Source organism: Geothrix sp. (assembly GCF_020622065.1).
Classification (GTDB): domain Bacteria; phylum Acidobacteriota; class Holophagae; order Holophagales; family Holophagaceae; genus Geothrix.
The window spans coordinates 287,433-308,973 of record NZ_JAHRYQ010000002.1; the positions used below are offsets into that span (position 1 = coordinate 287,433).

General features: G+C 67.5%; 22 protein-coding genes and 2 tRNA genes. 12 read left to right on the plus strand and 12 right to left on the minus strand.

Translation table 11 applies throughout. The annotated features are described in order from the left end of the window. Positions 1–17: 17 nt before the first annotated feature. Positions 18–455 carry an ATP-binding protein gene (locus tag QZ647_RS10825; protein WP_286355250.1) on the minus strand — a complete coding sequence of 146 codons (438 nt, stop codon included), beginning with the start codon at positions 453–455 and terminating at the stop codon, positions 18–20. A gap of 2 nt (positions 456–457) precedes the next feature. Continuing rightward, complete coding sequence (locus QZ647_RS10830) at positions 458–817, minus strand: STAS domain-containing protein (protein WP_291272177.1); 360 nt, start codon at positions 815–817, stop codon at positions 458–460. A gap of 116 nt (positions 818–933) precedes the next feature. Between QZ647_RS10830 and QZ647_RS10835 the strand changes: the two genes are divergently transcribed. The 12 genes from QZ647_RS10835 (at position 934) to QZ647_RS10890 (ending at position 11,733) form a co-directional block, all read left to right on the plus strand. Further along, complete coding sequence (locus QZ647_RS10835) at positions 934–2,004, plus strand: hypothetical protein (protein WP_291272178.1); 1,071 nt, start codon at positions 934–936, stop codon at positions 2,002–2,004. An 81-nt stretch (positions 2,005–2,085) separates the two neighbouring features. Beyond that, positions 2,086–2,379 (plus strand): FYDLN acid domain-containing protein, encoded by a 294-nt coding sequence (locus tag QZ647_RS10840; RefSeq protein ID WP_286355247.1) that lies wholly within the window; start codon positions 2,086–2,088, stop codon positions 2,377–2,379. Between the two features lie 81 nt (positions 2,380–2,460). Beyond that, positions 2,461–3,396 (plus strand): amidohydrolase family protein, encoded by a 936-nt coding sequence (locus QZ647_RS10845; RefSeq protein ID WP_291272179.1) that lies wholly within the window; start codon positions 2,461–2,463, stop codon positions 3,394–3,396. Between the two features lie 56 nt (positions 3,397–3,452). Beyond that, positions 3,453–3,529 (plus strand) — tRNA-Arg (locus QZ647_RS10850). 23 nt (positions 3,530–3,552) lie between these two features. After that, positions 3,553–3,637 (plus strand) — tRNA-Leu (locus QZ647_RS10855). Between the two features lie 132 nt (positions 3,638–3,769). After that, on the plus strand, positions 3,770–5,392 hold the full coding sequence (gene tig, locus QZ647_RS10860; RefSeq protein ID WP_291272180.1) for a trigger factor: 1,623 nt from the start codon (positions 3,770–3,772) through the stop codon (positions 5,390–5,392). 77 nt (positions 5,393–5,469) lie between these two features. Beyond that, positions 5,470–6,066, plus strand: a complete 597-nt coding sequence (gene clpP, locus QZ647_RS10865; RefSeq protein WP_286355244.1) for an ATP-dependent Clp endopeptidase proteolytic subunit ClpP — start codon at positions 5,470–5,472, stop codon at positions 6,064–6,066. Then, complete coding sequence (gene hisC, locus QZ647_RS10870) at positions 6,066–7,193, plus strand: histidinol-phosphate transaminase (protein ID WP_291272181.1); 1,128 nt, start codon at positions 6,066–6,068, stop codon at positions 7,191–7,193. Before clpP ends, hisC begins: the two co-directional genes overlap by 1 nt. A gap of 30 nt (positions 7,194–7,223) precedes the next feature. After that, positions 7,224–8,873, plus strand: coding sequence for an ATP-dependent DNA helicase RecQ (locus tag QZ647_RS10875; RefSeq protein ID WP_291272182.1), 1,650 nt, complete (start codon positions 7,224–7,226; stop codon positions 8,871–8,873). Positions 8,874–9,044: 171 nt separating this feature from the next. Continuing rightward, positions 9,045–10,496, plus strand: a complete 1,452-nt coding sequence (locus tag QZ647_RS10880; protein ID WP_291272183.1) for a NapC/NirT family cytochrome c — start codon at positions 9,045–9,047, stop codon at positions 10,494–10,496. A gap of 35 nt (positions 10,497–10,531) precedes the next feature. Continuing rightward, on the plus strand, positions 10,532–11,197 hold the full coding sequence (gene cmk / locus QZ647_RS10885) for a (d)CMP kinase (protein ID WP_291272184.1): 666 nt from the start codon (positions 10,532–10,534) through the stop codon (positions 11,195–11,197). Beyond that, a complete protein-coding gene (locus QZ647_RS10890) occupies positions 11,194–11,733 on the plus strand; it encodes a hypothetical protein (RefSeq protein ID WP_291272185.1) in 540 nt (179 codons plus the stop codon). The genes cmk and QZ647_RS10890 overlap by 4 nt, the downstream gene beginning before the upstream one ends. A gap of 6 nt (positions 11,734–11,739) precedes the next feature. Here QZ647_RS10890 and cydB read toward each other — a convergent pair whose 3' ends face one another. The 10 genes from cydB to QZ647_RS10940 all read right to left on the minus strand — a co-directional run bounded on the left by cydB (position 11,740) and on the right by QZ647_RS10940 (position 21,459). Beyond that, positions 11,740–12,786 (minus strand): cytochrome d ubiquinol oxidase subunit II, encoded by a 1,047-nt coding sequence (gene cydB, locus QZ647_RS10895; RefSeq protein WP_286355238.1) that lies wholly within the window; start codon positions 12,784–12,786, stop codon positions 11,740–11,742. Positions 12,787–12,795: 9 nt separating this feature from the next. Further along, complete coding sequence (locus tag QZ647_RS10900; RefSeq protein ID WP_291272186.1) at positions 12,796–14,124, minus strand: cytochrome ubiquinol oxidase subunit I; 1,329 nt, start codon at positions 14,122–14,124, stop codon at positions 12,796–12,798. Positions 14,125–14,219: 95 nt separating this feature from the next. Further along, entirely contained in the window at positions 14,220–14,645 is a 426-nt protein-coding gene (locus tag QZ647_RS10905) for an OsmC family protein (RefSeq protein WP_291272187.1), read from the minus strand. A gap of 25 nt (positions 14,646–14,670) precedes the next feature. Then, the gene (locus QZ647_RS10910; protein WP_291272188.1) at positions 14,671–15,030 is read right to left on the minus strand and encodes a rhodanese-like domain-containing protein; all 360 of its coding nucleotides are present in this window, start codon (positions 15,028–15,030) and stop codon (positions 14,671–14,673) included. A 49-nt stretch (positions 15,031–15,079) separates the two neighbouring features. After that, a complete protein-coding gene (locus QZ647_RS10915; protein WP_291272189.1) occupies positions 15,080–15,253 on the minus strand; it encodes a DUF6132 family protein in 174 nt (57 codons plus the stop codon). Then, positions 15,250–15,462, minus strand: coding sequence for a DUF2892 domain-containing protein (locus QZ647_RS10920; protein WP_291272190.1), 213 nt, complete (start codon positions 15,460–15,462; stop codon positions 15,250–15,252). Before QZ647_RS10920 ends, QZ647_RS10915 begins: the two co-directional genes overlap by 4 nt. Next, positions 15,459–18,749, minus strand: a complete 3,291-nt coding sequence (locus QZ647_RS10925) for an efflux RND transporter permease subunit (protein ID WP_291272191.1) — start codon at positions 18,747–18,749, stop codon at positions 15,459–15,461. The genes QZ647_RS10920 and QZ647_RS10925 overlap by 4 nt, the downstream gene beginning before the upstream one ends. Next, positions 18,739–19,779 (minus strand): efflux RND transporter periplasmic adaptor subunit, encoded by a 1,041-nt coding sequence (locus QZ647_RS10930; RefSeq protein WP_291272192.1) that lies wholly within the window; start codon positions 19,777–19,779, stop codon positions 18,739–18,741. The genes QZ647_RS10925 and QZ647_RS10930 overlap by 11 nt, the downstream gene beginning before the upstream one ends. Then, positions 19,776–21,080: a TolC family protein gene (locus QZ647_RS10935; RefSeq protein ID WP_291272193.1), complete on the minus strand. Its 1,305-nt coding sequence runs from the start codon at positions 21,078–21,080 to the stop codon at positions 19,776–19,778. The genes QZ647_RS10930 and QZ647_RS10935 overlap by 4 nt, the downstream gene beginning before the upstream one ends. A 49-nt stretch (positions 21,081–21,129) precedes the next feature. Continuing rightward, positions 21,130–21,459 carry a metalloregulator ArsR/SmtB family transcription factor gene (locus tag QZ647_RS10940; protein WP_286355229.1) on the minus strand — a complete coding sequence of 110 codons (330 nt, stop codon included), beginning with the start codon at positions 21,457–21,459 and terminating at the stop codon, positions 21,130–21,132. Positions 21,460–21,541: the final 82 nt, after the last annotated feature.

Genomic DNA, 21,541 nt, shown 5'->3' on the forward strand with positions numbered 1-21,541 from the left:
CGGATGAACCGTGCGGTTCAGCTGATCTTCTTGATCAGGCAGCACTCGTTCCGGCCAGAGGCCTCGTCCGCCTTGAACTGGACTTCGTCCATGAAGCGGCTCATGAGCAGCAGTCCCAGGCCCCCCTTCCGCGGATGCTTGATGTACTCCTTGGGATCCGGCAGCACCATCTGGTCGCTGCGGATGCCCTGCCCGGAATGCAGGATGTGGATCTCCAGAGCCTGTTCCGTGAAGCGCAGCTCCAGCTCCACCGTATGCTCGCCTTCGCCGTGATAGGCATGGAGGATCACATTGGTCACCGCCTCGTCCACGGCGATGCTCACCTTGGCCGCGGCGGCGTCGTCGAGCCCGGCCACCAGCGAGGCCCGCTTGGCCAGGCCGGTCACGAGGTTCAGATAGCGGGTCTGGCTCGGAATGACGAGCTTGAACTGGGCGTGGTCCATCTTGGCCGCCACGATCAGCCCTTCCGCTCCGGCGTGGTCGCCGCCAGAGCCTGATCCTCGTTGCCAAAGACCCGGTAGAGCTGGGTGAACCCCAGGGTGTCGAAGATCGCGAAGACATTGTCCTGGAGGTTGGACAATAGGATGTCCCCGTCATGCTCCCGCACCGTCTCGATGAGGCCCATGATGGCGCCCAGGCCTGCCGAGCTGATGTAGTTGAGGTCCTTGCAGTTGAGCAGGATGGTGTAGTGGCCGTTCTGGACCAGGTTCTCCAGGGCCTCCTCGAATTCCCGCACGGTATGGGCATTGATGAACCCGGCCGGGAGGAGCACCGACACGCCCTCGACCTGCCTCACCGCAATGGAAAGATCCGCCATCCGCCATCTCCAAGGAACCTGGGCCATCCTATCGGTTCCCTCGGGTAATTGCCAGCGGGCGGGATTCCGGCCTGAAGTGGGATACCCTGAACGCGAATCCTCTTCCGAGTCCACCGATGAGCGACCCCAGCCCTGCGGACCAGCCTCCCCACGACGCCCTCCGGAGCGAGTTGGAGACCTGGCTGAACCAGCAGAACCAGGTCCTGCTCGAGGAAGTGATCGCCACCTGGCAGGGCGCCGTGGCCCGTTTCCGCCCGGATGGGGCCCTCCTCGACCGGCTCCGCGGGGCGATTCCGCCCCGCCCCGGATTCGAAGCGCCGCCGGCGGGCCCGGCCGGCGCCACTGATCAGCCCCTCGCCTCGGCCCTCGACCTCGTGGAAGGAGCCACTTCCCAGGGCGACCTGCTCAAGCGCCTCCTGGACGCCCTCGTGCCACTGGTGGAGCGCAGCGCCCTCTTCGTCCTCAAGCAGGGATTGGCCTCGCTCTACGCCCACCGGGGGTTCGAGGCCGGGGCCCCCTTGAAGCCCGGAGCCGTGGTCCCGCCTCCGGACCTGGAATCCGTCATTCAGGGCCTCGGCCGGTCCCTCCGGAAGAAGGGCCCCGGGTACGCCGCCCTGCTCGCCCCCCTCAGCCCCTTCGAGGCCGCGGACATGGCCGTCTTCCCCCTGCGCCACAAGCGGAAGACCGTGGCCCTGCTGCTGGTGGACAGCGGGCTCCGCCAGGGGCTGGATCACCCCGAATTCGTACGGGCGCTGGTGCTGGCGGCCTCCGCCACCCTGGCCTCCCTGGCCGCGGGGAAGGAGGACCCCTCCCATACCCAGCCGGGCACCTCATCAGACACCGCACCGGGCATCTCCTCCGCCAGCGCACCCACCCAGGTCGTGCCCGAATCCATCGGCGCCGCGTCACCCCAGGCCCTGGATCCGAGAACCCGGGCCGCCGCCGAGCGCCTGGCCCGGGTCCTCGTCGATGATGTGGAACTGTATTTTCCGGAAAAAGTCACCCAGGCCCGGGTGAAGGGGAATCTCTACCGCCTGCTCCGGGACGAGCTGGAGCGGAGCCGGGCGACCTTCGTGGACCGCTTCGGAGAATCAATCGAGGTGCAGCACCGGATTTTCACCAGCACCGTCATCCACCACCTATGCGAAGGCGATGCCTCCAAGCTCGGAGAGGCCCCTTGGGCCTAACCGCCCTGCAGGAGGTTGGTGACAACCGGGATTGACTCTGGTAGAACCTTGTTCCTTTGGGTACGGACGAGGAACGAGTCAATGGCGAATCTTGGCAAGAAATTCACATGTTTCCAGTGCGCGGCGAAGTTTTATGACTTCGGAAAGCCCGAGGCGCTGTGCCCCAAGTGCGGCGCGAACCAGAAGGCCGCCCCCGCCAAGCCCCGCGCCGTGAAGAAGGAAAAGAGCGTGCATGTCATCGAGGACGACTTCGCGGCTGAGCCCGAAGCCGAGAACCTCGAAGAGGCTTTCAGCGAGACCGGCGTGCCCATCGAGCGCGGCCGCGGGGAGGGCTTCGATCCCGGCGACCTGCGCATGGACGACTACGACGAGTAGCGAACCCCGCCGGATCACAAGCAAGGCCCCCCAGGCAGCCCGCGCAGTGAGGATCCGGCGAGCGGTGAGCATAATGTCCGAGTGAGCTCAGCCGCCCCCTTTCCCCTCGTTGACCGCCACACTCACCTGGAGGGTTCCCTCGACCCCGCCTGGGTCCGAGGTGAGGCCGAGCGCCGTGGGCTGCCGCTGCCCGGACCGCTGGAGACCCTGTGGTCGGGCGGCGCCGTCCCCTTTCCGGGCTTCATCGAGGCCTTCCTCTTCGGCGCCGCGCTGCTGGACAGCCGTGCGGCTGTGCGCGAGGCCGCCCTGGCCGCGGCGCGGCGCACGCGATCAGCCGGAGGCACCGGATTCGACCTCTGGGTCTCGCCCCACTTCCTGGTGGTCCACCGCGGCCAGATCAGCCTCGACGCCTTCTGGCTCGGACTGGAGGACGGGTTGGCCGAGGCTCGCTCCTGGGGCCTGCGGAGCGCCGTGGTGGTGGATGCCGTGAACCACTTCGGCCCCCGGCATGGCCACGCGGTCCTAGACCTCGTACTGCCGGACCTTCCGTCCTTCGTGAAGGGTTTCTCCACCGGCGGGCTGGAGGGCTGCCCCTTCCGGGACTGGGCTCCCGTCTTTGACCGGGCCCGGACCGCGGGCCTCCGCATCGCGGCCCATGCGGGCGAGAACGGGCCGGGGTCCCATGTCCGCGAGGCCATCCTGGAGGGCGGGGTGGCCCGCATCGTCCACGGCATCCGGGCCGATGACGCCACCTTGGAGCTGCTGGCGGACCGCCGCATCCCCGTCGACATCTGCCCCAGCTCCAACCAGGCCCTCGCCGCCGATGTGAGGCCCCACCCCCTGCCCCGGATGCTCAGGGCCGGCGTGCGCTGCGCCCTGGGCACCGACGATCCGGGTGTCATCCCCTGCGACCTGGGAACCGAAGCCGAGACCGCCCGGCGCATGGGTCTGGACGAGGTCGCCCTGGCCACCCTCCGGCGGCACGGGGCCGAAGATGCCTGGTGCCTTGAGGCCTGAACCAACCCAGGGGTCGAAGCCGCCGGGCGATCCAGGTAGACTAGGGGATTCGGTGCGCGCCCATAGCTCAGCTGGATAGAGCATCAGGCTTCGAACCTGAGGGTCGGGCGTTCGAGTCGCTCTGGGCGCACCACCGGTTTGACAATTCGGCTTTTTGCGAGCGTGGCGGAACTGGTAGACGCACTGGATTTAGGTTCCAGCGGTTCACACCATGTCGGTTCGAGTCCGACCGTTCGCACCATTTCGCAGGATTGCGAAATCGGACGGAATCGCCGCCAGGCGATGCCCGCCCGAATGGCAAGGGCACAGGATGCGCCCGAGTCACCACGAAAGCCGAATAATCCCCGAGTCATTACCGCATCACGGAGCCTCCATGTCCGCCACCCTGCACCACCAGTCCCCCACTCGGAAAGCCGTCGAAGTCACGGTGCCCGCCTCCGAAGTGAGCGCCGTCTTCAACGAGGTGGTGGCCAAGATCGCGCCGCAGGTCCGCATTCCCGGCTTCCGCCCCGGCAAGGCCCCCCGGCCCGTGCTGATGCAGCGCTACGCCCGCGAAATCCAGTCCGATGTGGCCCAGCAGCTCGTCGAGAAGCACTTCTGGAAGGCCGCCCAGGAAGCGGGCGCCCTGCCCATCTCCCACCCCTCTCTGGAGAAGCTGGATCTGAAGGAAGGCGCCGATGCGGTCTTCCGCGCCCAGTTCGATGTCGCTCCCGACATCGAGCTTCCCGACTACAAGTCCCTGGTCCTGACCAAGAAGAAGCGCGCCATCGACGAAGCCACCCTGGATGAGCACATCGAGGGTCTCCGCCAGCGGGCCACCAAGTTCCTCCCCGTGGAAGACGGCGTGGTGGCCCAGGGCCTCATCGCCACCTGCGATATCCGCGTGAAGCCCCAGGGTCTGAAGGCCCAGACCTACCAGGACCAGGTGCTGGAGATCGATGCGACCCGCCCCTTCGACGCCCAGCTGGTGGGCCTCAAGAGCGACGAGAAGAAGTCCTTCACCCTGACCCACCCCGCCGATGACGCCAACACCGTCCTGGCGGGCAAGACGCTGGCCTACGAGGTGCATGTCAAGGATGTCCGCCGCAAGGAAGTGCCCGTGGTGGGCGATGAGTTCGCCAAGGACCTGGGCGACTTCGAGAACCTCGAGGCCCTGAAGACCGCCGTGCGGAAGGATCTGGAGGAGGCCACCGAGCGCGATGCCATGGCTCGTCTGCAGGCCACCATGCTGGACACCCTGCTGGACGCCGCGCCTTTCGAAGTGCCCCGTTCCATGGTGGGTCTGCAGCTCGACGACTACTGCCAGGAGTTCGCCCAGCATGTCGCCCGCCAGGGCATGGATCCCAAGAAGGTGAACTGGCAGGCCTACCGCCAGTACCGCCTGAACGATGCCGAGCGCGCCGTCCGCAGCGGCTACCTGCTGCAGGCCATCGGCAACGCCGAGTCCATCGAAGTGCCCGAGGCCGACATCGACGCCGAGATCCGCACCTTCATGGCCGAGAACCAGATCCAGCAGCCCTTCGATGCCTTCAAGGCCGAGCTTGAACGCCGCGGCAACGCCACGGAGATCAAGGGCCGCCTGCGCACCGACCGGATCTTCGACCACCTGCTCACCACCGCCACCGTCACGGAGGAGCTGCTCGACAAGGCCGCCTTCGAGGCCCTGGTCGAGCTGGAGCGCAAGCGCGAGGCCGGGATTCCCGTGAACCGCTTCGACGCCGGCGGCCTGGAGGGCGGCGACCTCGAGAACCAGGAGGGCGGCGAGCCCGCCGCCGTGGCGCCCGCGGGCCATGTCCACGGCCCCGACTGTGACCACGATCACGAGCACGAGGCGGAAACTCCCAAGCCGAAAAAGAAGGCCGCCAAGAAGGTCGAGGAGCCGGTCGAGGAGAAGCCCAAGAAGGCCGCCAAGGCCAAGGAGCCTGCGGCTGAGGAAAAGGCTGGGGAAAAGACCGAAGACAAGCCCAAGGCCAAGAAGCCCGCGGCCAAGAAGTAGCCGTCTGCGCGATCTCCATGCGGAAGGCGCCTACGGGCGCCTTCTTGCTTTATCCTGAAGCTTCAGCCGGAGGGCCCATGCCCAGCAGCTACTATCCCCCCATCGTCATCGAGCAGACGCCCCGCGGCGAGCGCAGCTACGACATCTACTCACGCCTGCTGAAGGACAACATCATCTTCCTGGGCACGGCCATCGACGACAATGTCGCCAACGCCATCGTGGCCCAGATGCTCTTCCTCGAGAGCGAGGACCCGGACAAGGACATCCAGATCTACATCAACAGCCCCGGCGGCAGCGTCACGGCGGGCTTGGCCATCTACGACACCATGCAGTTCGTGAAGAACGACATCGTCACCTACTGCATCGGCCAGTGCGCCTCCATGGGCGCCCACCTGCTCGCCGCGGGCACCAAGGGCAAGCGCTTCGCCCTGCCCAACGCCCGCATCATGATCCACCAGCCTTCGGGCGGCGCCCAGGGCCAGGCCACGGAGATCGAGATTACCTTCAAAGAGATCCAGCGCCTGAAGGAGAACCTCGCCGCCACCTTCGCCAAGCACACCGGCCAGCAGCTGAAGAAGGTCATGAAGGACATGGACCGCGACTTCTTCATGGGTGCCGAGGAGGCCCTGGAATACGGCATCGTGGACAAGGTCCTCTCCGAGCGGCCGGCCTGATGAGCGCGAGCCTCTCCTCCCTTCCCGGATTCGAGCATCTGTCGCGCATTCCCCTCTATGTGCCCGGCAAGCCCATCCAGGAGGTCCAGCGCGAGCTGGGCCTCACCTCCATCGTCAAGCTGGCCTCCAACGAGAATCCCTGGGGTCCCACGGAGGCCGTGAAGGCCCGGGTGGCCTCGGTCATCGCCGGTTCCGAGTTCGAAGGGCTGGGCCTCTACCCCGTCAGCGACGGCTACTACCTTCGCAAGCGCATCGCGGAGCGGAAGGGCCTGGCGGTGGACCGCGTGGTCCTCGGCAACGGCAGCAGCGAAATCCTGGAGATGGTGGCCAAGGCCGCCTTCCTGGATGGCGGCAGCGCCGTCATCCCCAAGCACAGCTTCGCCATCTACGGCATCGCCACCCAGACCGCCGGCGGCCGCGTCATCGAATCCCGGGCCACGGCCACGGAGCTCGATGCGGACGACATCCTGCGCTCCGTCGCCGAGGACACGCGCCTCGTCTACCTCGGCAATCCCAACAACCCCACGGGTATCCGCCTGGAACGCGCCGCCCTGGAGCGCCTCGTGCGCCAGCTGCGCGAAGACATCGTGCTGGTGGTGGACCAGGCCTATGCCGAGTACGAGGATCCCGCCGGTTACCCGGATGCCGCCGCCTACCTGGATGAGCGCCCGAACCTGCTGGTGCTCCACACCTTCTCGAAGATCCACTCCCTGGCCGCCATGCGCATCGGCTATGGCCTGGGCTCGAAGGAGCTGATGGGCTTCCTCGAGCGGGTCCGCAGTCCATTCAACACCAACCACCTGGCCCAGGCCGCAGCGGAAGTCGCCGTCCAGGACCTGGCCTTCGAGGCCTTCTCGCGCCAGAAGAACACCGAGGCCCGCACCACCTTCGTGCTGGAAGCCGCAAAGCACCGCTGCCAAATCTCAGGGACTTGCGGCAACTTCATTCTCATGGAGACCGCCTTCCCGGCCGCGGACCTGTTCAAGGAGCTCCTCCAGCGCGGCGTGATCGTGCGGCCCATGCAGGGCTACGGCCTGCCGAACCACATCCGCGTGACCTTCGGCAAGCCCGAGGAAATGCGGGCCTTCTGGACCGCAGCCGCGCCCCTGCTCGACGGCGGCTGCTGAGTGGCGCAGGTTCCAGACGAGATCGGGAGATTGCGCGCCCTGCTCACGCAGGGCGCGCATGTCGAATGCAGGGAAGGGCTGGCCCGCCTGCGGGACCGCTACCGGATCGAGCCCAGGGCTTTCGATGGGGCGACCATCGCGGCCCTGAAGACCCTGGCCTCCGAACTGGAGGCCCCACCAGATCTGGAATCGGCCCTCAAGGCCACCTTCGGCTACGGCACCTTCCGCCCGGGCCAGCGCACCATCATCGAGGCCGTGCTCGCGGGCCGCGATGTGGTGGGCATCATGCCCACGGGCGCGGGGAAGTCCCTCACCTACCAGTTGCCCGCCCGACTGCTGGGCGGCGTCACGCTGGTGGTCTCGCCCCTCATCGCCCTCATGAAGGACCAGGTGGATGCCCTCACGGAAGCCGGCCTCCGGGCCACCTTCCTCAACTCCAGCCTCCAGGCAGAGGAGCGCCGCGACCGCATCCGCGCCCTCAAGAACGGCGAGCTGGAACTGGTCTACGCCGCGCCGGAGGGCCTCGAGCTCTACCTCGCCGACCTGCTCCGCGAGGTGGACCTGCGCCTCATCGCGGTGGACGAGGCCCACTGCATCAGCCACTGGGGCCATGATTTCCGCCCCGCCTACCGCACCCTGGCGGGCCTGAAACAGCGATTCCCGCAGGTGCCGGTGCTGGCCCTCACCGCCACCGCCACGCCCGAGGTGCGCCGCGACATCGCCGTGCAGCTGGAGATGCGGAACCCTCTCGAGGTGCAGGGCTCCTTCTTCCGATCCAACCTGCGGATCAGCGCTTACCGCAAGGGCGCTGAGGGCCTGCCGCCGGTGCGCGAGGCCCTGCTGCGCCTGGTGCTGGCCCGGCGCGGGGAGAGCGGCATCATCTACTGCCTGTCACGGAAGGCCGTGGAAGCCACGGCGGCCTTCCTCGCGGGGGAGGGCGTGCGGGCGGCGGCCTACCACGCGGGCATGGACGCCGCCGCCCGGTCGGCCGCCCAGGAGGCGTTCCAGCGCGACGATGTGGATGTCATCGTGGCCACCGTGGCCTTCGGCATGGGCATCGACAAGAGCAACATTCGCTATGTCATCCACCGCGACATGCCCAAGAGCGTGGAAGGCTGGTACCAGGAGATCGGCCGCGCGGGCCGCGATGGCGCTGATGCGGACTGCGTCATGTTCTACGGCTGGGGCGATGTCCTCAGCTACGACCGCTTCACGGACGGCCTGGACGCGACCCTGGCCCAGGCCCAGCAGCGCCAGACCCGCGACCTCTTCCGCCTGGCCGAGGCCCCGCGCTGCCGCCACCAGGCCCTGCTGGCGCATTTCGGCGAGCAGATGGACGCCTGCGGGACTTCCTGCGATTGCTGCACGGGCGGCGATCCGCTCCAGGCTGCGCCTTCGCCGGGAAAGGCCAAGCGCGGCTCGCCGCGGGGTTCCCGTCCGCCGGTGCCCGAAGGCCAGGTGGAAGGTGAAGAGGCCCTCTATCGCGAGCTGAAGGCCCTCCGGAAGCGGCTGGCCGACACCAAGAGCGTGCCCGCCTATGTGATCTTCAGCGACGCAACCCTCCAGCAGATGGCCCGGTTCCGACCTGGTACCGAGGCGGAATTCCTGGCCCTGAGCGGCGTGGGGCCGAAGAAGCTCCAGCAGTACGGCGAAGCCTTCCTGGAATTGCTCCGGGGTTGAAGGCCATAGACCTCTGTCACAACCCGGAATTGCTGGGATTGATTTGAATGGAGATAGATAATCGGGCGGTCCAGTACCGTCTTGCGAATGCCCTGGGAGGAAATTAGGGTGGGAAGAGACATTTCACACTTTGTTGTCGTTTGTCGGTCTTCGTTTTAGGGAGGTGGCTTCATGAGTTTGGGTGAACGCATCAGAGACCTGGTCCGGCTGGCCTTCCAGCTTGGAAACAACTGGATGACCCTGATGGGTGTGGCCCTGACGACGAGCTCGGCCTTCACGCTCGTCTGGTTCTGGATCATGGAGATGACGAGCTCGAAGTCCGTGCATCCCTATGCGGGCATCCTCCTGTTCCTCATCCTTCCCGCCCTCTTCCTGGTGGGCCTGATCCTCATCCCCGTGGGCATCCTCCGCCTGCGCCGCAAGAAGCGGCTGGCGGGCGAAGCGCCCACCCCCCTCCAGAAGGTGGACTTCACCCAGCCCAGTGTGCGGCGCCTCCTGCTGGTCGTGGGCGCCCTCACCTTCGTGAATGTCGGCATCATGGGCACCGCCGGTCTCAAGGGCGTGGAGTACATGGACTCCAACCGCTTCTGCGGCCTCACCTGCCATACCGTGATGAGCCCCGAGTACACGGCTTTCCTGAATTCCCCCCACTCCCGTGTGGGCTGCGCCCAGTGCCACATCGGCCACGGCGCCCCCGCCCTGGTGCGCGCCAAGATCTCCGGCAGCCGCCAGCTCTTCGCGGTGGCCTTCGGCACCTTCTCCCGCCCCATTCCCAGCCCCGTCGAACACCTGCGCCCCGCCCGCGAGACTTGCGAACAGTGCCACTGGCCGCAGAAGTTCACGGATGACAAGCTGCTCATCCGCACCAAGTACGCCGAGGATGAGGCCAACACCCCCTCCACCAGCATCCTGCTCCTGAAGATCGGCGGCCACACCGCCAACGGCACCACCGGCATCCACGGCCGCCACCTCGACGCCATGGAGCGCATCAGCTACATCTCCACCGATCCCCGCCGCCAGGAGATCCCCAAGGTCACCTACCGCGACGACAACGGCCAGCTGGTTGAATATGTCACCGAGGACTTCAAGAAGCTGCCTCCCGAGAAGCTCGCCAAGGCCTCCGAGCGCAAGATGGATTGTGTGGACTGCCACAACCGTCCCACCCACGCCTTCGAGCTCCCGGATCGCGCCGTGGACAAGGCCCTGAACCTCAAGCGCATGAGCGCCGAGCTGCCCTTCATCAAGAAGAAGGCCGTCGAGGTGCTGAAGGTCGAGTACGCGAACCGCGACGAGGCCGCCGCCAAGATCACCCTGGCCATCAATGAGTTCTACCGCACCAGCTACCCGGATGTGTTCAAGCACAAGCGGGCCCAGGTGGACGCCGCGGCCGAGGCCGTGAAGGCCATCTACCTGCGCAATGTCTTCCCGGAGATGAAGATCACCTGGGGCACCCACCCGAACAACATCGGCCACGAGGAATCCGTGGGCTGCTTCCGTTGCCACGACGGCAGCCACTCCTCCGCCGACGGCCGCACCATCAAGGGCGACTGCGACACCTGCCACACCATCCTGGCCCAGGATGAGAAGGACCCGAAGATCCTCAAGGACTTCGGCATGAAGTGATGGCAAGGGCGGAAGCGGTCCCCCAGAATGAAGGCATGACCGCTTCCGCCCTTCCACTGATCGCCATCGACGGCCCGTCGGGCGTGGGGAAATCCACCACCGCCCGGCGGGTCGCCTCGCGTCTGGGCTGGCAATACCTCGACACCGGAGCCATGTACCGGGCCGCCGCCCTGGCCATCCACCGGGCCGGGCTGGCCCTGGAGGCGCGGGAGGAACTCGAGCGCGTGCTGGCGGGCCTAGCCCTCACCCAGAAGGGGACGCGGATCTTCTTGGCCGGCGAAGATGTCAGCGAGGCCATCCGCAGCCAGGAGGTCACGCGGCGCGTCACGCCCGTGAGCGCGGATGCGCGTGTGCGCGAGGTGCTGGTGGACCAGCAGCGCCGCATCGGCGCGACCGGCCACTGGGTGGTGGACGGTCGCGACATCGGCACGGTCGTCTTCCCCCAGGCCTGCTGCAAGGTGTTCCTCACCGCCAGCCCCGAGGCCCGAGCCCGCCGGCGCTTCCTGGAACTCCAGGCCAAGGGCCAGGTGGCGGTGTTCGAGGAGGTGCTTGCCGATCAGCGCCGCCGCGACGAGGCCGACAGCACCCGCGCCGTCGCGCCCCTGCGCCCTGCCGAAGACGCCGTGGAGCTGGATTCCAGCGATCTCACCCTCGATCAGGTCGTGGACTGGATCGTGGCACGGCACCAGGCCCACCCATGACCCTCCTGCCCGGCCCCCTCCAGGAGGCCTGGGAGACCGACTGGCAACCCGCCGGCACCGGGGCCATGGCGGGCGTGACCGCGGGCCTGGGCCTGCTCAGCCTCGCAGCGCTGCTATCCGAACCCGGCTGGATCCCCCTGCTCGACGGCGTGAACCTGGTCTTCCACGAGGCCGGGCATCCCCTCTTCGGGATCCTCGGCTGGGAGCCTCTGACCATCCTGGGAGGCACCCTCCTGCAGCTGCTCGTGCCTCTGCTGGTGATGGGATCCTTCTGGCTCCGGCGCGAGGCCCCCGGAACGGCGGCGGCGGGCATCTGGGGGTTCGAGAACCTGCTGAACATCGCCCGCTATGTGGCCGATGCGCGGGCTCAGGTCCTTCCCCTGGTGGGGGGCGGCGAGCACGATTGGGCCGACCTCCTTGGTCGCTGGGGCCTGCTGGCCCAGGACGCCGCGCTCGCCCAGGGCCTCCGCATCGTCGGCTGGCTGGGCATGGCGGCCTGCTGGGTGTGGCTGGCCTGGCGCTGGCGCCGGGCCTGAATCCGGCTAGTAGCCCTCCCCCTCCACCGCCGCCTTCACCTTCCCGCGGTGGAAGCGGAACAGGAAGGCGATGTAGCCGATGGCGATGGGGAAGCCGATGAGCCACCACACCAGGCCCGTGCGGAGGCCGTGAAGGCCCACGCTGGCATTCTGGGCCGTCAGGTCGAACTGGGGCCCCAGGGTGGATCTCAGCATCACCGGGTAGACGCAGGCGGCGCTGGCGGCCAGCAGGCCCAGGATGAAGGCGCCGGAGCCCACGAAAGCCATCAGGAATCGCTCCCGCTTGGCGCCCACGAAGACCAGGCCGAGGCCCGCCAGGAAGATCAGCGTGGCCACCCAGGCGAGCGGCGCCTTGGGCAGGTTGTGGAAGATGCCGGGATTCACCACGGAGGTCGCATAGCTCGAGACCACCCACAGCACCAGCACCAGGCCCCAGAGGCTCAGGGCGAGCCCCTTGCAGCGCTCATGCACCGCGCCTTCCGTCTTCCAGGCCAGGAAGAGGGCGCCGTGGGCGGTCACGGTCACCAGGGCGAAGACCCCGATGAGCACGGTGTACCAGTCGAGGATGCCAGGCTGGGGCCCGAGGCGGAAATTCGTCCACAGGGCCATCTCGAAGTAGCCACTGCCATCCACGGGGACGCCACGAAGCACATTGCCCAGGGCCGCGCCCAGGAGCACCGGGAGCAGCACGCTGGCGAAGGTGAAGGAGGCATCCCAGAAGCGGCGCCAGAGGCCATCCTGCAGGTGCGAGCGGAACTCGATGGAGATGCCGCGGGCCATCAGGCACCAGACCACCAGCCACATGGCCAGGTAGAAGCCGGAGAAGCCCGAGGCCAGCACTTTGGGGAAGGCCAGGAAGAGCGATCCCCCGCCAGCCAGCAGCCAGACCTCGTTGCCATCCCAGAGGGGGCCGATGGCACCCAGCACCTCGCGGCGCTCCTCGTTGGTCTTGGCCACGACGAGGTGCAGGATGCCCGCGCCGAAGTCGAAGCCATCCATGACCACATAGATCGCGACCATCACGGAGACGAGCCAGAACCAGAGCATTTCCATGGCAGACTCCTAGGCTTTGTGCGACACGGGGCCGTGGGAGATTTCCCGGCCGATCAGGAAGAGCCAGAGCACACTCAGCACCACGAAGATCCCGGCAAAGCCCAGGGTGGTGAAAGCCGTATGGCCCGCGTTCACCGTGGGAGAGGCGCCATGGACGGTGCGCAGGACGCCGTAGATGAGCCAGGGCTGGCGGCCGAATTCGGCCACGGCCCAGCCCGCGGTGGTGGCGATGTAGGGGAAGGGGAAGGCCAGCATCAGGACCCACAACATGGGCCGGGCCGTGTCCAGACGCCCCTTCCAGAGCAGCAGGGCCGCGAGCCCCATGAGGGCGATCATGATCGTGCCCAGGCCCGCCATGATGTGGAAGCTGTAGTAGAGCAGCTCGATGTTCTGCGGCCACTGGTCCTCGGGGAATTCCAGCAGGCCCTTGACATCGCTCGAGAAGCTCCCGTAGGCGATGAAGCTCAGCATGGCGGGCACCTGGATCGGGTTCTCGATCCTCCGCCGGGCGACATCCGGCTGGCCCACCAGGGTCAGGTTCGCACGGGGTCCGCTTTCGAAGCGCCCCTCCATGGCCGCGAGGGAAATCGGCTGGTACTTGGCCACGAGCTTGCCTTGGATGTCCCCGGTGGGGAAGGCCACCAGGACGCTGAAGATCAGGCCCATGATGGTGCCCACACGCAGGTTCAGCTTCGCCTGCTCCGGATGAATGCCCTTGAGGGTCCAGTATGCCCCGATGGCAGCCACGACGAAGGAGCCCGTCACCACGGCGGCGATCATGTTGTGCGCGTACTGGCCCAGGGCCCACGGATTCAACAGGAAGGCCCAGAAGCTGGTGAGCTGCAGCGTGCCGTCCGCGGCCACGATGTAGCCCACGGGGTGCTGCATGAAGGCGTTGGTGGCGATGATGAAGTAGCCCGACAGCCAGCTGCCGATCCACAGCGCCAGCGCCGCGCCGAAGTGGCCCTTGGGCGACAGCTTCTTCTCGCCCCAGATCAGCATCCCGAGGAAGCTGCTCTCGAGGAAGAAGGCGAACATGCCCTCCATGCCCAGGGTCTGGCCGATGATGCCGCCGGACAGGCGCGAGAACTTCGCCCAGTTGGTGCCGAACTGGAATTCCAGCGGAATCCCGGTCACCACGCCCACGGCGAAGTTGATGCCGAAGATGCGGATCCAGAAGCGCGCCGCGTCGTTATAGCGGGCCTCCCCCGTCCTCAGGCCCATGGCCTTCAACACGACGATGACCAGCGCCAGTCCCATCGTCAGCTGAGGGAACAGGTAGTGATAGGTCGCCGTGAACCCGAACTGAAGCCTGTGCCAGAAAAGCGGATCGCCCATGGTCCCTCCCGTCGTACCGGCCTGCGGTGCATCGAGTGCTGAAACCCGGCCAGTATCCCACGATCGAAGGGGACCTTGAGCGTAACAATCCGGTTCTATGTCAGATCGCGGGGATCCTCAACCACGATTTCCGAGGTGATCGGCACGGCCGGCCGGAGCATGGCGGACACGCCGCAATAGGTATCTTCGGACAGCTTCACGGCCCGTTCGAGCTTGTCCAGGGGAAGATCCCTGCCCCTGAAGAGGTAGCGCACATGGATGCCCGTGAAGATCCGTGGATGTTCGTCGCGCGATTCCGCACTCACCTGGATCTCGAGCCCGTCGATCGAGACGCGCATTTTTTCCAGAATGCTCACCACATCGATCCCGGTGCAGCCCCCCAGGCCTGAGAGCAGGAGGGCCTTGGGGCGGGGCCCCAGGTCCCGGCCCCCGGCTTCGGGGCTGGCGTCGATTCGATAGTGATGGCCATCCTGCTCCACCGCGAAGGCGAGGCCGGATTCCCAGGTCACAGAAGTTGTCATAGTCAACTTGATGCCTCCTCAGATCTCAGCCGAGCAGCGTATGGATGCGGCGCCAGGAACCCAGGTTGGCGACTTCCGCAAACCCGGCGCGTTTCAGGACGGATACCCCGAATCCGCTGCGGCTGCCAGTCTCGCAGCAGACCAGGACGGGCCTGGTCCGATCCAGTTCCGCGGCCCGCGCCTCCAGCTGATCCAGGGGGATGTTGATCGCGCGGGGATGGGCCTGGCCCTTGAACTCGGCCGTGGTGCGGACATCCACCACCTGGGCACCGCGGTCCAGCAGGGCCTTCACCTCCGCGGCGGGCATGGATCGGCGGGCCCACAGAAAATAGCCCACCGCCGCCAAGGGGATCAGGTAGATCCAATGCTCCAGGATCAGGGACATGGCCGCTCCAGGTGATGGTTCAGATGAGGGTTGCGGGAATGGGCTTGGCCTACTTCGCCAGGGCCCAGATCAGGCCCAGGACGGCGCCATAGCTGATGCCCCGCAGCGGTGTGGCCGTCAGGGGACAGGCGCCCGTGCTGCAGCCCACCAGGCGGTGCCAGCCGTAGCCAAGGGCGCCGCCCACCAGAAGCCCCAGGAGGAGGCGAAGGGCTGTCGCCTTCACCGGGAACATCCCACGCCCGGGCCTTCAGGCACGCCCAACTTGCGCAGGATCGAGGACATCAGGCACCAGTTGGTGAGGCCGCTCTGGAGCAGGTTGGCGCCCACGAAGACGGTGAACCAGATCCAGTTGGGGTTGTGGAAGCGGGCGAGGGCCAGGCTCAGCAGGATGAAGGTTCCAGCCACGGCATGGACGATGCGGTCGACGGTCATGGGAGCTCCTGGGGGGCATTCAGCACGCCCTGGCGTTGGAGGTTGGCCGCGTGGCCCCGGCGGGCCACGAGGTAGTAGAGGACGGGTACGGCGATGCGGGAGAGCAGCGTCGCGGCGACTTCACCGGCCATGAGGCTGATGGCGAGGCCCTGGAAGATGGGATCCGCCAGCATGACGGCACTGCCCACGAGGACCGCGGAGGCGGTCAGCAGCATGGGCCGGAAGCGCACCACACCTGCCTCTTCCACCGCGGATTCCAGCGACATGCCCTCCCTCAATTTCAATTCGATGAAATCCACCAGGATGATGCTGTTGCGGACGATGATGCCGGCCCCGGCGATGAAGCCGATCATGCTGGTGGCCGTGAAGAAGGCGCCCATCAGCCCATGGGCGGGGATGATGCCGATGAGGGAGAGCGGAATCGGCACCAGGATCACCCAGGGGATCTGGAAGCTCTCGAACCAGCCCACCACCAGCACGAAGATCAGCACCAGCACAGCAGCGAACGCCAGACCGAGGTCCCGGAAGACTTCCAGGGTGATGTGCCACTCCCCATCCCACTTCAGCGACAGCGATTCCGTGTTCTCGGGGTGGGCCAGGCCCAGCCTCGGGACAGGACCGCCGCCGGTGCCCTTCATGGCGTCGATCTTCTTGTTCAGCGCGGCCAGGGCATAGACGGGGCTTTCGATGGTTCCCGCCAGGTCCGAGAAGACATAGGTCACGGGCATCAGGTTCTTGTGGTGCAGGGTGGCCTCCTCCGTCCCATCCTTCACCGTCACGAGTTCCCGCACGGACACCGGACCCCGGGCGCCGGGCACCGTGAGCTGCAGCAGCTGGTCCAGGTGCCGGCGCTTCTCCGGGGCCAGCTGAAGCACCACGGGCACCTGGCTCGAACCCCGCAGCACATGGAAGGCGCCGGCCTGATAGCCATACCCCGCCATGGCGAGGGTCTGCACCACCTGGGCCGGGGCGACGCCATGCAGCGCGGCCTTTTCCCGGTCGAGGACGAGGCTCACCTTGGGGCCCGTGGGATTCATCGTGGAATCCACATCCACGATGCCGTCGACACTCTTGAAGGCGGCAAGCACTTCCCCCGAGAGTCGCGTGCGCTCGGCCTCGGTGGGGCCGTAGATCTCAGCCACGATGGTGTCCATGACCGGCGGGCCGGGCGGGATCTCCACCAGTTTCATGCGGGCGCCGGCCGGCCCGGAGATCTTCTCCAACTCGGGGCGCAGGCGCACCACGATGGCGTGGCTCTGCTCTTTGCGATCCTGCTTGGGCACGAGGTTCACTTGCAGATCCACCATCTCCGCGGCCTGCCGCAGGAAGCTGTGGCGGACCATGCCCACGAAGGTGAAGGGCGCCGCCTCGCCCGCATAGACCTGGACATCCTTGACGGTGGGATCCTTGAGCAGCCGCCGGGCGACATCCTGACCCACAGCGAGGGCGTCCTCCTTCGGCGTTCCGGCCGGCAGGTCCAGCTGGACCATGAACTCCGACTTGTTGTCGAAGGGCAGCATCTTCACCTTCACCACCCCCGTGCCCACGAGGGACATGGCGCCCAGCAGCAGGAGGGCGACGCCACCGAAGAAGGCCCACCGCACCCTGGGGCGCGTCAGGAGGGCGTGCATCACCGTCCGGTAGAGCCGGGTGAAGCGCGTCTCGGGCACCTCGTCGGGCCCGGCGTGGTCGGGTTCCGGCGAGGCCGTTTCGGGGCCGCCCGGATGCAGGCCCGAGGGGTCCGTCTCCGGCAAGTGCGCCTCCTGGCGGAACACGATCAGGCTGGCCCAGGGGCTGATGACGAAGGCGATGACCAGGCTGAACAGCATGGCCAGGCTGGCGCCCACGGGGATGGGCCGCATGTAGGGGCCCATGAGGCCCCGCACAAAGGCCATGGGCAGGATGGCGGCGATGACCGCGAAGGTGGCCAGGATGGTGGGATTGCCCACCTCATCCACGGCCTCCACCACCATGCGGGCAAAACTCTTCTTCTGGCCCGGCAGGTGCATGTGGCGGTGGATGTTCTCCACCACCACGATGGCGTCGTCCACCAGGATGCCGATGGAGAAGATCAGCGCGAACAGGGTGACCCGGTTCAGCGTGTAGCCGAACAGGTAGGTGATGAGCAGGGTCAGGGCCAGCGTGACGGGCACGGCCACGCCCACCACCACGGCACTGCGCCACCCCATGGCCAGCAGGATGAGGGCGATGACGCTGAGGGTGGCGATGAGGAGGTGTTCGATCAGCTCGTTGGATTTGTCCCCGGCGGTCTCGCCGTAGTTGCGGGTCACCGTGACCGAGACATCCTTGGGGATGAGGTTTCCCCGGAGGGCCTCCACCTTGGTCAACACGCGCTCGGCCAGGGCCGTGGCGTTGGTGCCTGCGCGCTTGGAGAGGGCCACGCTCACGGCGGGCTCGAAGCCCTGGACGCCGCCGCCGGCGAAGAGGGTCACGGGAGGTTCGGGTTCCGGGGCGTCCACGATGCGGGCCACTTCGCCCAGGTAGATGGGCTTCTGGTTGCGGACGCCCACCACCAGCCGGTTCAGCTCGGCAGCCTGGAGAACGAAGCCCGTGGCCTCGACTTCGGTGCGGCGGCCGCGATCCACCAGGGCCCCGGCGGATAGCTGGGCCTCGGCGGACTGGAGGGCCGGCTGCAGGTCGCCCAGGGAGAACCCGAGCGACCGCAGACGGTCCGGATCCGGCTCCACGCGCACCATGCGACGGGCACCGCCCAGCACCTTCACCTGGGCCGTGTCGGGCACGGCGGACAGCTCCTGCCCCAGCACTTCCGCCAGCTTCCGGAGGCCGCCGGGCGTCTGGTCCGGCCCATGGAGGGTCAGCACCAGGAAGGGCACATCGTCGATGGTCTGCAGCTTCACGATGGGCTTCAGCGCCCCGGGGGGCAGGAGCTGCGGGTTTGCCGCCAGCTCCTGGTGCACCTTCACCAGGCTCGGCTCCTGGGGTTCGTTCACCTTGAAACGCACCGTGAGCACCGCCAGGCCGGGCCGGCTCACACTATAGAGGTACTCCACGCCGGGGATGCCCCAGAGGCGGCGCTCCAGGGGCGTCGAAACCTGGCTTTCGACCTCCTTGGGGCTCGCCCCGGGATACGGAACATAGAGATCCACCATGGGCACGACGATCTGGGGTTCCTCTTCCCGGGGCGTGAGCCAGACGGCGAGAAGGCCCAGCAGCAGCGAAGCCAGGACGAGCAGCGGCGTCAGCTTGCTGCGCAGGAAGCCCTTGGCGAGCCTGCCGGCGAGGCCCAGGTTCATTTCAGCGGACATGCGGCACCCCGGCGATCTCGACGGGCTGGCCATCCTGCAGGGTGCCGGGGCGGTCGATGACCGCCTCGCCGGCCTTCAGACCCGCGCGCACGGGCAGGGTGTCACCTGCGCCCTCGCCCAGGCTGAGCCAGCGCAGCTCCGCATGCCCCTCCCTGGCGACGAAGACGCCCGTGAGCTCTCCGCGCAACACCAGGGCGCTACGCGGCACGCTCAGTCCCTCGGTCTTGACGCCCGGAATGAGCAGGCGCGCGAAGGACCCCTGGCGCAGCCCCTTGGGGGAGAGCACCCGGGCACGCAAGGTGCCCTTGTGGCTGAAGGCGTCGCCGCCCGGTGCCAGGGCCGTGATCTGAGCCTCTCCGGTCGTCCCCTCTGACTCGAAGCGGAGCTTCATCCCGGGCTTCAGGGCCTTGGCCTCGGCCTCGGACAGGGTGGCTTCCAGCTCCTGCTCTCCTTCGCCGACGAGTTCCACCAACGGGGTGCCCGGAGCCACGAAGTCGCCTTCGTTGACTTTGCGGGCCTGCACCACGCCGGCGAAGGGCGCGCGGATCTGCGTGTAGGCGAGGTTGGCCTTGACCGCGGCCACGCTGGCCCGAGCCTGGGCCAGCTGAGCCTGGGCCTGCTCCACTTCGGAGGGCGTGCTGGCCTTCTGGGCGAAGAGGGCCTGGATGCGCCGGTGATGGGCCTCCACGGTGCCGAAGCCGGTCTCGGCGGCCCGGAGCTGGGCCTGGAGGTCGTCATCGCTCAGGACCACCAGCAGCGTGCCGGCCGCCACGCGCTGACCCTCCTGGACGGGGGTTCGCTTCACCTGGGCAGCCATGCGCGTCGACAGCGTGGCCGTCCGCGTGGATTGCAGCGTGGCCGCCACCCAGCTGCCCCCTTCCGCCTGGGAGGAGGCCGCCAGGGACACCGCCGCCTTCGGCAGCACCTTCGCCTCGGGCCGGGCTTCTTTGTGCCCGCAGGCCAGGGTGGCCACCAGGGCACCGGCCGCAGTCAGGGCGGACCAGGTCGCTGAGGTCGTCATCGCTTTCATGGGGTCACTCCTTCGATGGGGGCGCCGGTGGCCAGGTCGAGGGCCGCGCGGCTGACGCGCAGGTCGTAGAGGCTCTGGAGGAGAAGGGTGCGGGCCCCCTGCACGGCGGCCTCTGCATCCAGCACATCCGTGAGAGGGGTGAGCCCCTCCCGGTGCCGGGCCTCCCGCAGCCGACGGGATTCTGTGGCCGCGGCCAGGGATTCCCGCGCGGAGGCGTGCCGGGCCTCGGCGGCCACCACGGCCTCGCGGGCCGCCCGGACTTCGTGCTGCGCCTGCTGCCGCTTGAACGCCCACATCTCTTCCGCGGATCGGGCCTGGGCGCGGGCGGCCCGCGCCTTCGACTGGTCCGGGGCCGAGAACACCTTCCAGCTCACGCCAAGGGCGGCCCAGGTCCAATTGCCGCCCTGGCTCCAGGATTGCCTCAGAGTTCCAGCGCCCAGCTCCAGGCCCACTTCGGGCAGCAGGCTGCCCTTGGCGGCCCGCGCCGCCTGGGCCGCGGCCTTCGCCTGGAATTCGGCGGCCTGGAGATCCCCCCGGAAGCCGCTCGTCGGCGCAGCCGGCTGAACCGCCGAAGCTTCGGACAGCGGCGTGGCAAGCGGCCCTTCCACGGGACCGGTGCCCGTCAGCAAGCCCAGCCCGGAGCGCGCCGTGCGCAGCTGGCGGGTGGTCTCGGCCCCCTGGGCCTCCACCTGCGCGCCGAAGGCCTTGAGCCGTTGCAGTTCCGCTTCGAGCATCAGGCCCTGGGCGACACGGGCCCCCACGAAGGCCTGCAGCTCCTGCACCCAGGTGCGGGTATCCGCCACCCAGACCAGGGCCTGCTCGGCCACCTGGGCCCCGAAGTAGGCCTCCACCACTGCCAGGGCTGCTTCCTGCTCCCGCCGGACCTGGCTGGCGGCCTCCCCCTGGGCCGAGAAATCGCCCGCCGCCCGCGCCGCGCCCAAGCGACCGCCCGTGTACAGGGGCTGGCGGAGGACCGCAGAGCCGCCGAAACCCGCGATGGGATCGGGCCGGTTCAGGCTGGCCGGATTGAAATCCATGGCCGTGATGCGGCTCTGGTTCAGCTTCATGCCGAAGGCCATCATGGGCTCGTCCGTGCGCACGCCCTGGGCATTCAGGGTCAGGGTGGGCAGACGCAGGTCCCGCTGGCCTGAGGCCTCCTCCCGGCGGCTTTCGGCCAGCGCCCGGCCCGATTTCAGGCCGGCCTGATCCTTCCAGGCCCTTCGGATGGCCTCGGAAACGGTGAGCCCGTCCTGGGCCATGAGGCCGCCGCCAACGGTCAGAAGCAGGGCCAGCGTTCGCATTTTACAAATAATCATAAAGGCATACTCCGAGCCAAAAAAAGGGCCTCCATCATTTTAAGGCCTTGTAGGTCACGCGGGCCCGATCGGTCACATGGCCGCACACGAGATCGCACAGCTCGCCCACCAGGGGCATCACCGGGGCGAAATAGACCGCGTTGCCCTCGGGATCGCGGCTCACCAGCCCCACGCGCACCAGGCAGGCCAGGTGCTTGGAGGCATTGGCCTGGGAGAGCCCCGAGGCCTCCGCGACGGCCCCCTGGCTCAGGGCGCCCTTGGCATCGAGCAAAGCCCGCAGGATCTTCAGCCGGGAGGCATCGCCCAGGGCGCTGAAGAGTCCGCTCACTTCTTCGATCATGGGGTTGCTGAGCTGGTGGTTCACGGAATCAACTCCTTGCATATATGATCATTCAATTTTGAATCCCGTCAACCCCGAAATCCGTCACCACAGGAAAACTGTATAT

Coding starts and splice junctions, on each gene's coding strand:
- QZ647_RS10880 (WP_291272183.1), top strand. CDS start 9,045: ATGAGTTTGGGTGAACGCATCAGAGACCTGGTCCGGCTGGCCTTCCAG.
- tig (WP_291272180.1), top strand. CDS start 3,770: ATGTCCGCCACCCTGCACCACCAGTCCCCCACTCGGAAAGCCGTCGAA.
- cydB (WP_286355238.1), bottom strand. CDS start 12,786: ATGGAAATGCTCTGGTTCTGGCTCGTCTCCGTGATGGTCGCGATCTAT.
- cmk (WP_291272184.1), top strand. CDS start 10,532: ATGACCGCTTCCGCCCTTCCACTGATCGCCATCGACGGCCCGTCGGGC.
- QZ647_RS10900 (WP_291272186.1), bottom strand. CDS start 14,124: ATGGGCGATCCGCTTTTCTGGCACAGGCTTCAGTTCGGGTTCACGGCG.
- QZ647_RS10840 (WP_286355247.1), top strand. CDS start 2,086: ATGGCGAATCTTGGCAAGAAATTCACATGTTTCCAGTGCGCGGCGAAG.
- QZ647_RS10920 (WP_291272190.1), bottom strand. CDS start 15,462: ATGACCGTCGACCGCATCGTCCATGCCGTGGCTGGAACCTTCATCCTG.
- QZ647_RS10935 (WP_291272193.1), bottom strand. CDS start 21,080: ATGCGAACGCTGGCCCTGCTTCTGACCGTTGGCGGCGGCCTCATGGCC.
- clpP (WP_286355244.1), top strand. CDS start 5,470: ATGCCCAGCAGCTACTATCCCCCCATCGTCATCGAGCAGACGCCCCGC.
- QZ647_RS10910 (WP_291272188.1), bottom strand. CDS start 15,030: ATGTCCCTGATCCTGGAGCATTGGATCTACCTGATCCCCTTGGCGGCG.
- QZ647_RS10925 (WP_291272191.1), bottom strand. CDS start 18,749: ATGTCCGCTGAAATGAACCTGGGCCTCGCCGGCAGGCTCGCCAAGGGC.
- QZ647_RS10905 (WP_291272187.1), bottom strand. CDS start 14,645: ATGACAACTTCTGTGACCTGGGAATCCGGCCTCGCCTTCGCGGTGGAG.
- hisC (WP_291272181.1), top strand. CDS start 6,066: ATGAGCGCGAGCCTCTCCTCCCTTCCCGGATTCGAGCATCTGTCGCGC.
- QZ647_RS10830 (WP_291272177.1), bottom strand. CDS start 817: ATGGCGGATCTTTCCATTGCGGTGAGGCAGGTCGAGGGCGTGTCGGTG.
- QZ647_RS10890 (WP_291272185.1), top strand. CDS start 11,194: ATGACCCTCCTGCCCGGCCCCCTCCAGGAGGCCTGGGAGACCGACTGG.
- QZ647_RS10835 (WP_291272178.1), top strand. CDS start 934: ATGAGCGACCCCAGCCCTGCGGACCAGCCTCCCCACGACGCCCTCCGG.
- QZ647_RS10930 (WP_291272192.1), bottom strand. CDS start 19,779: ATGAAAGCGATGACGACCTCAGCGACCTGGTCCGCCCTGACTGCGGCC.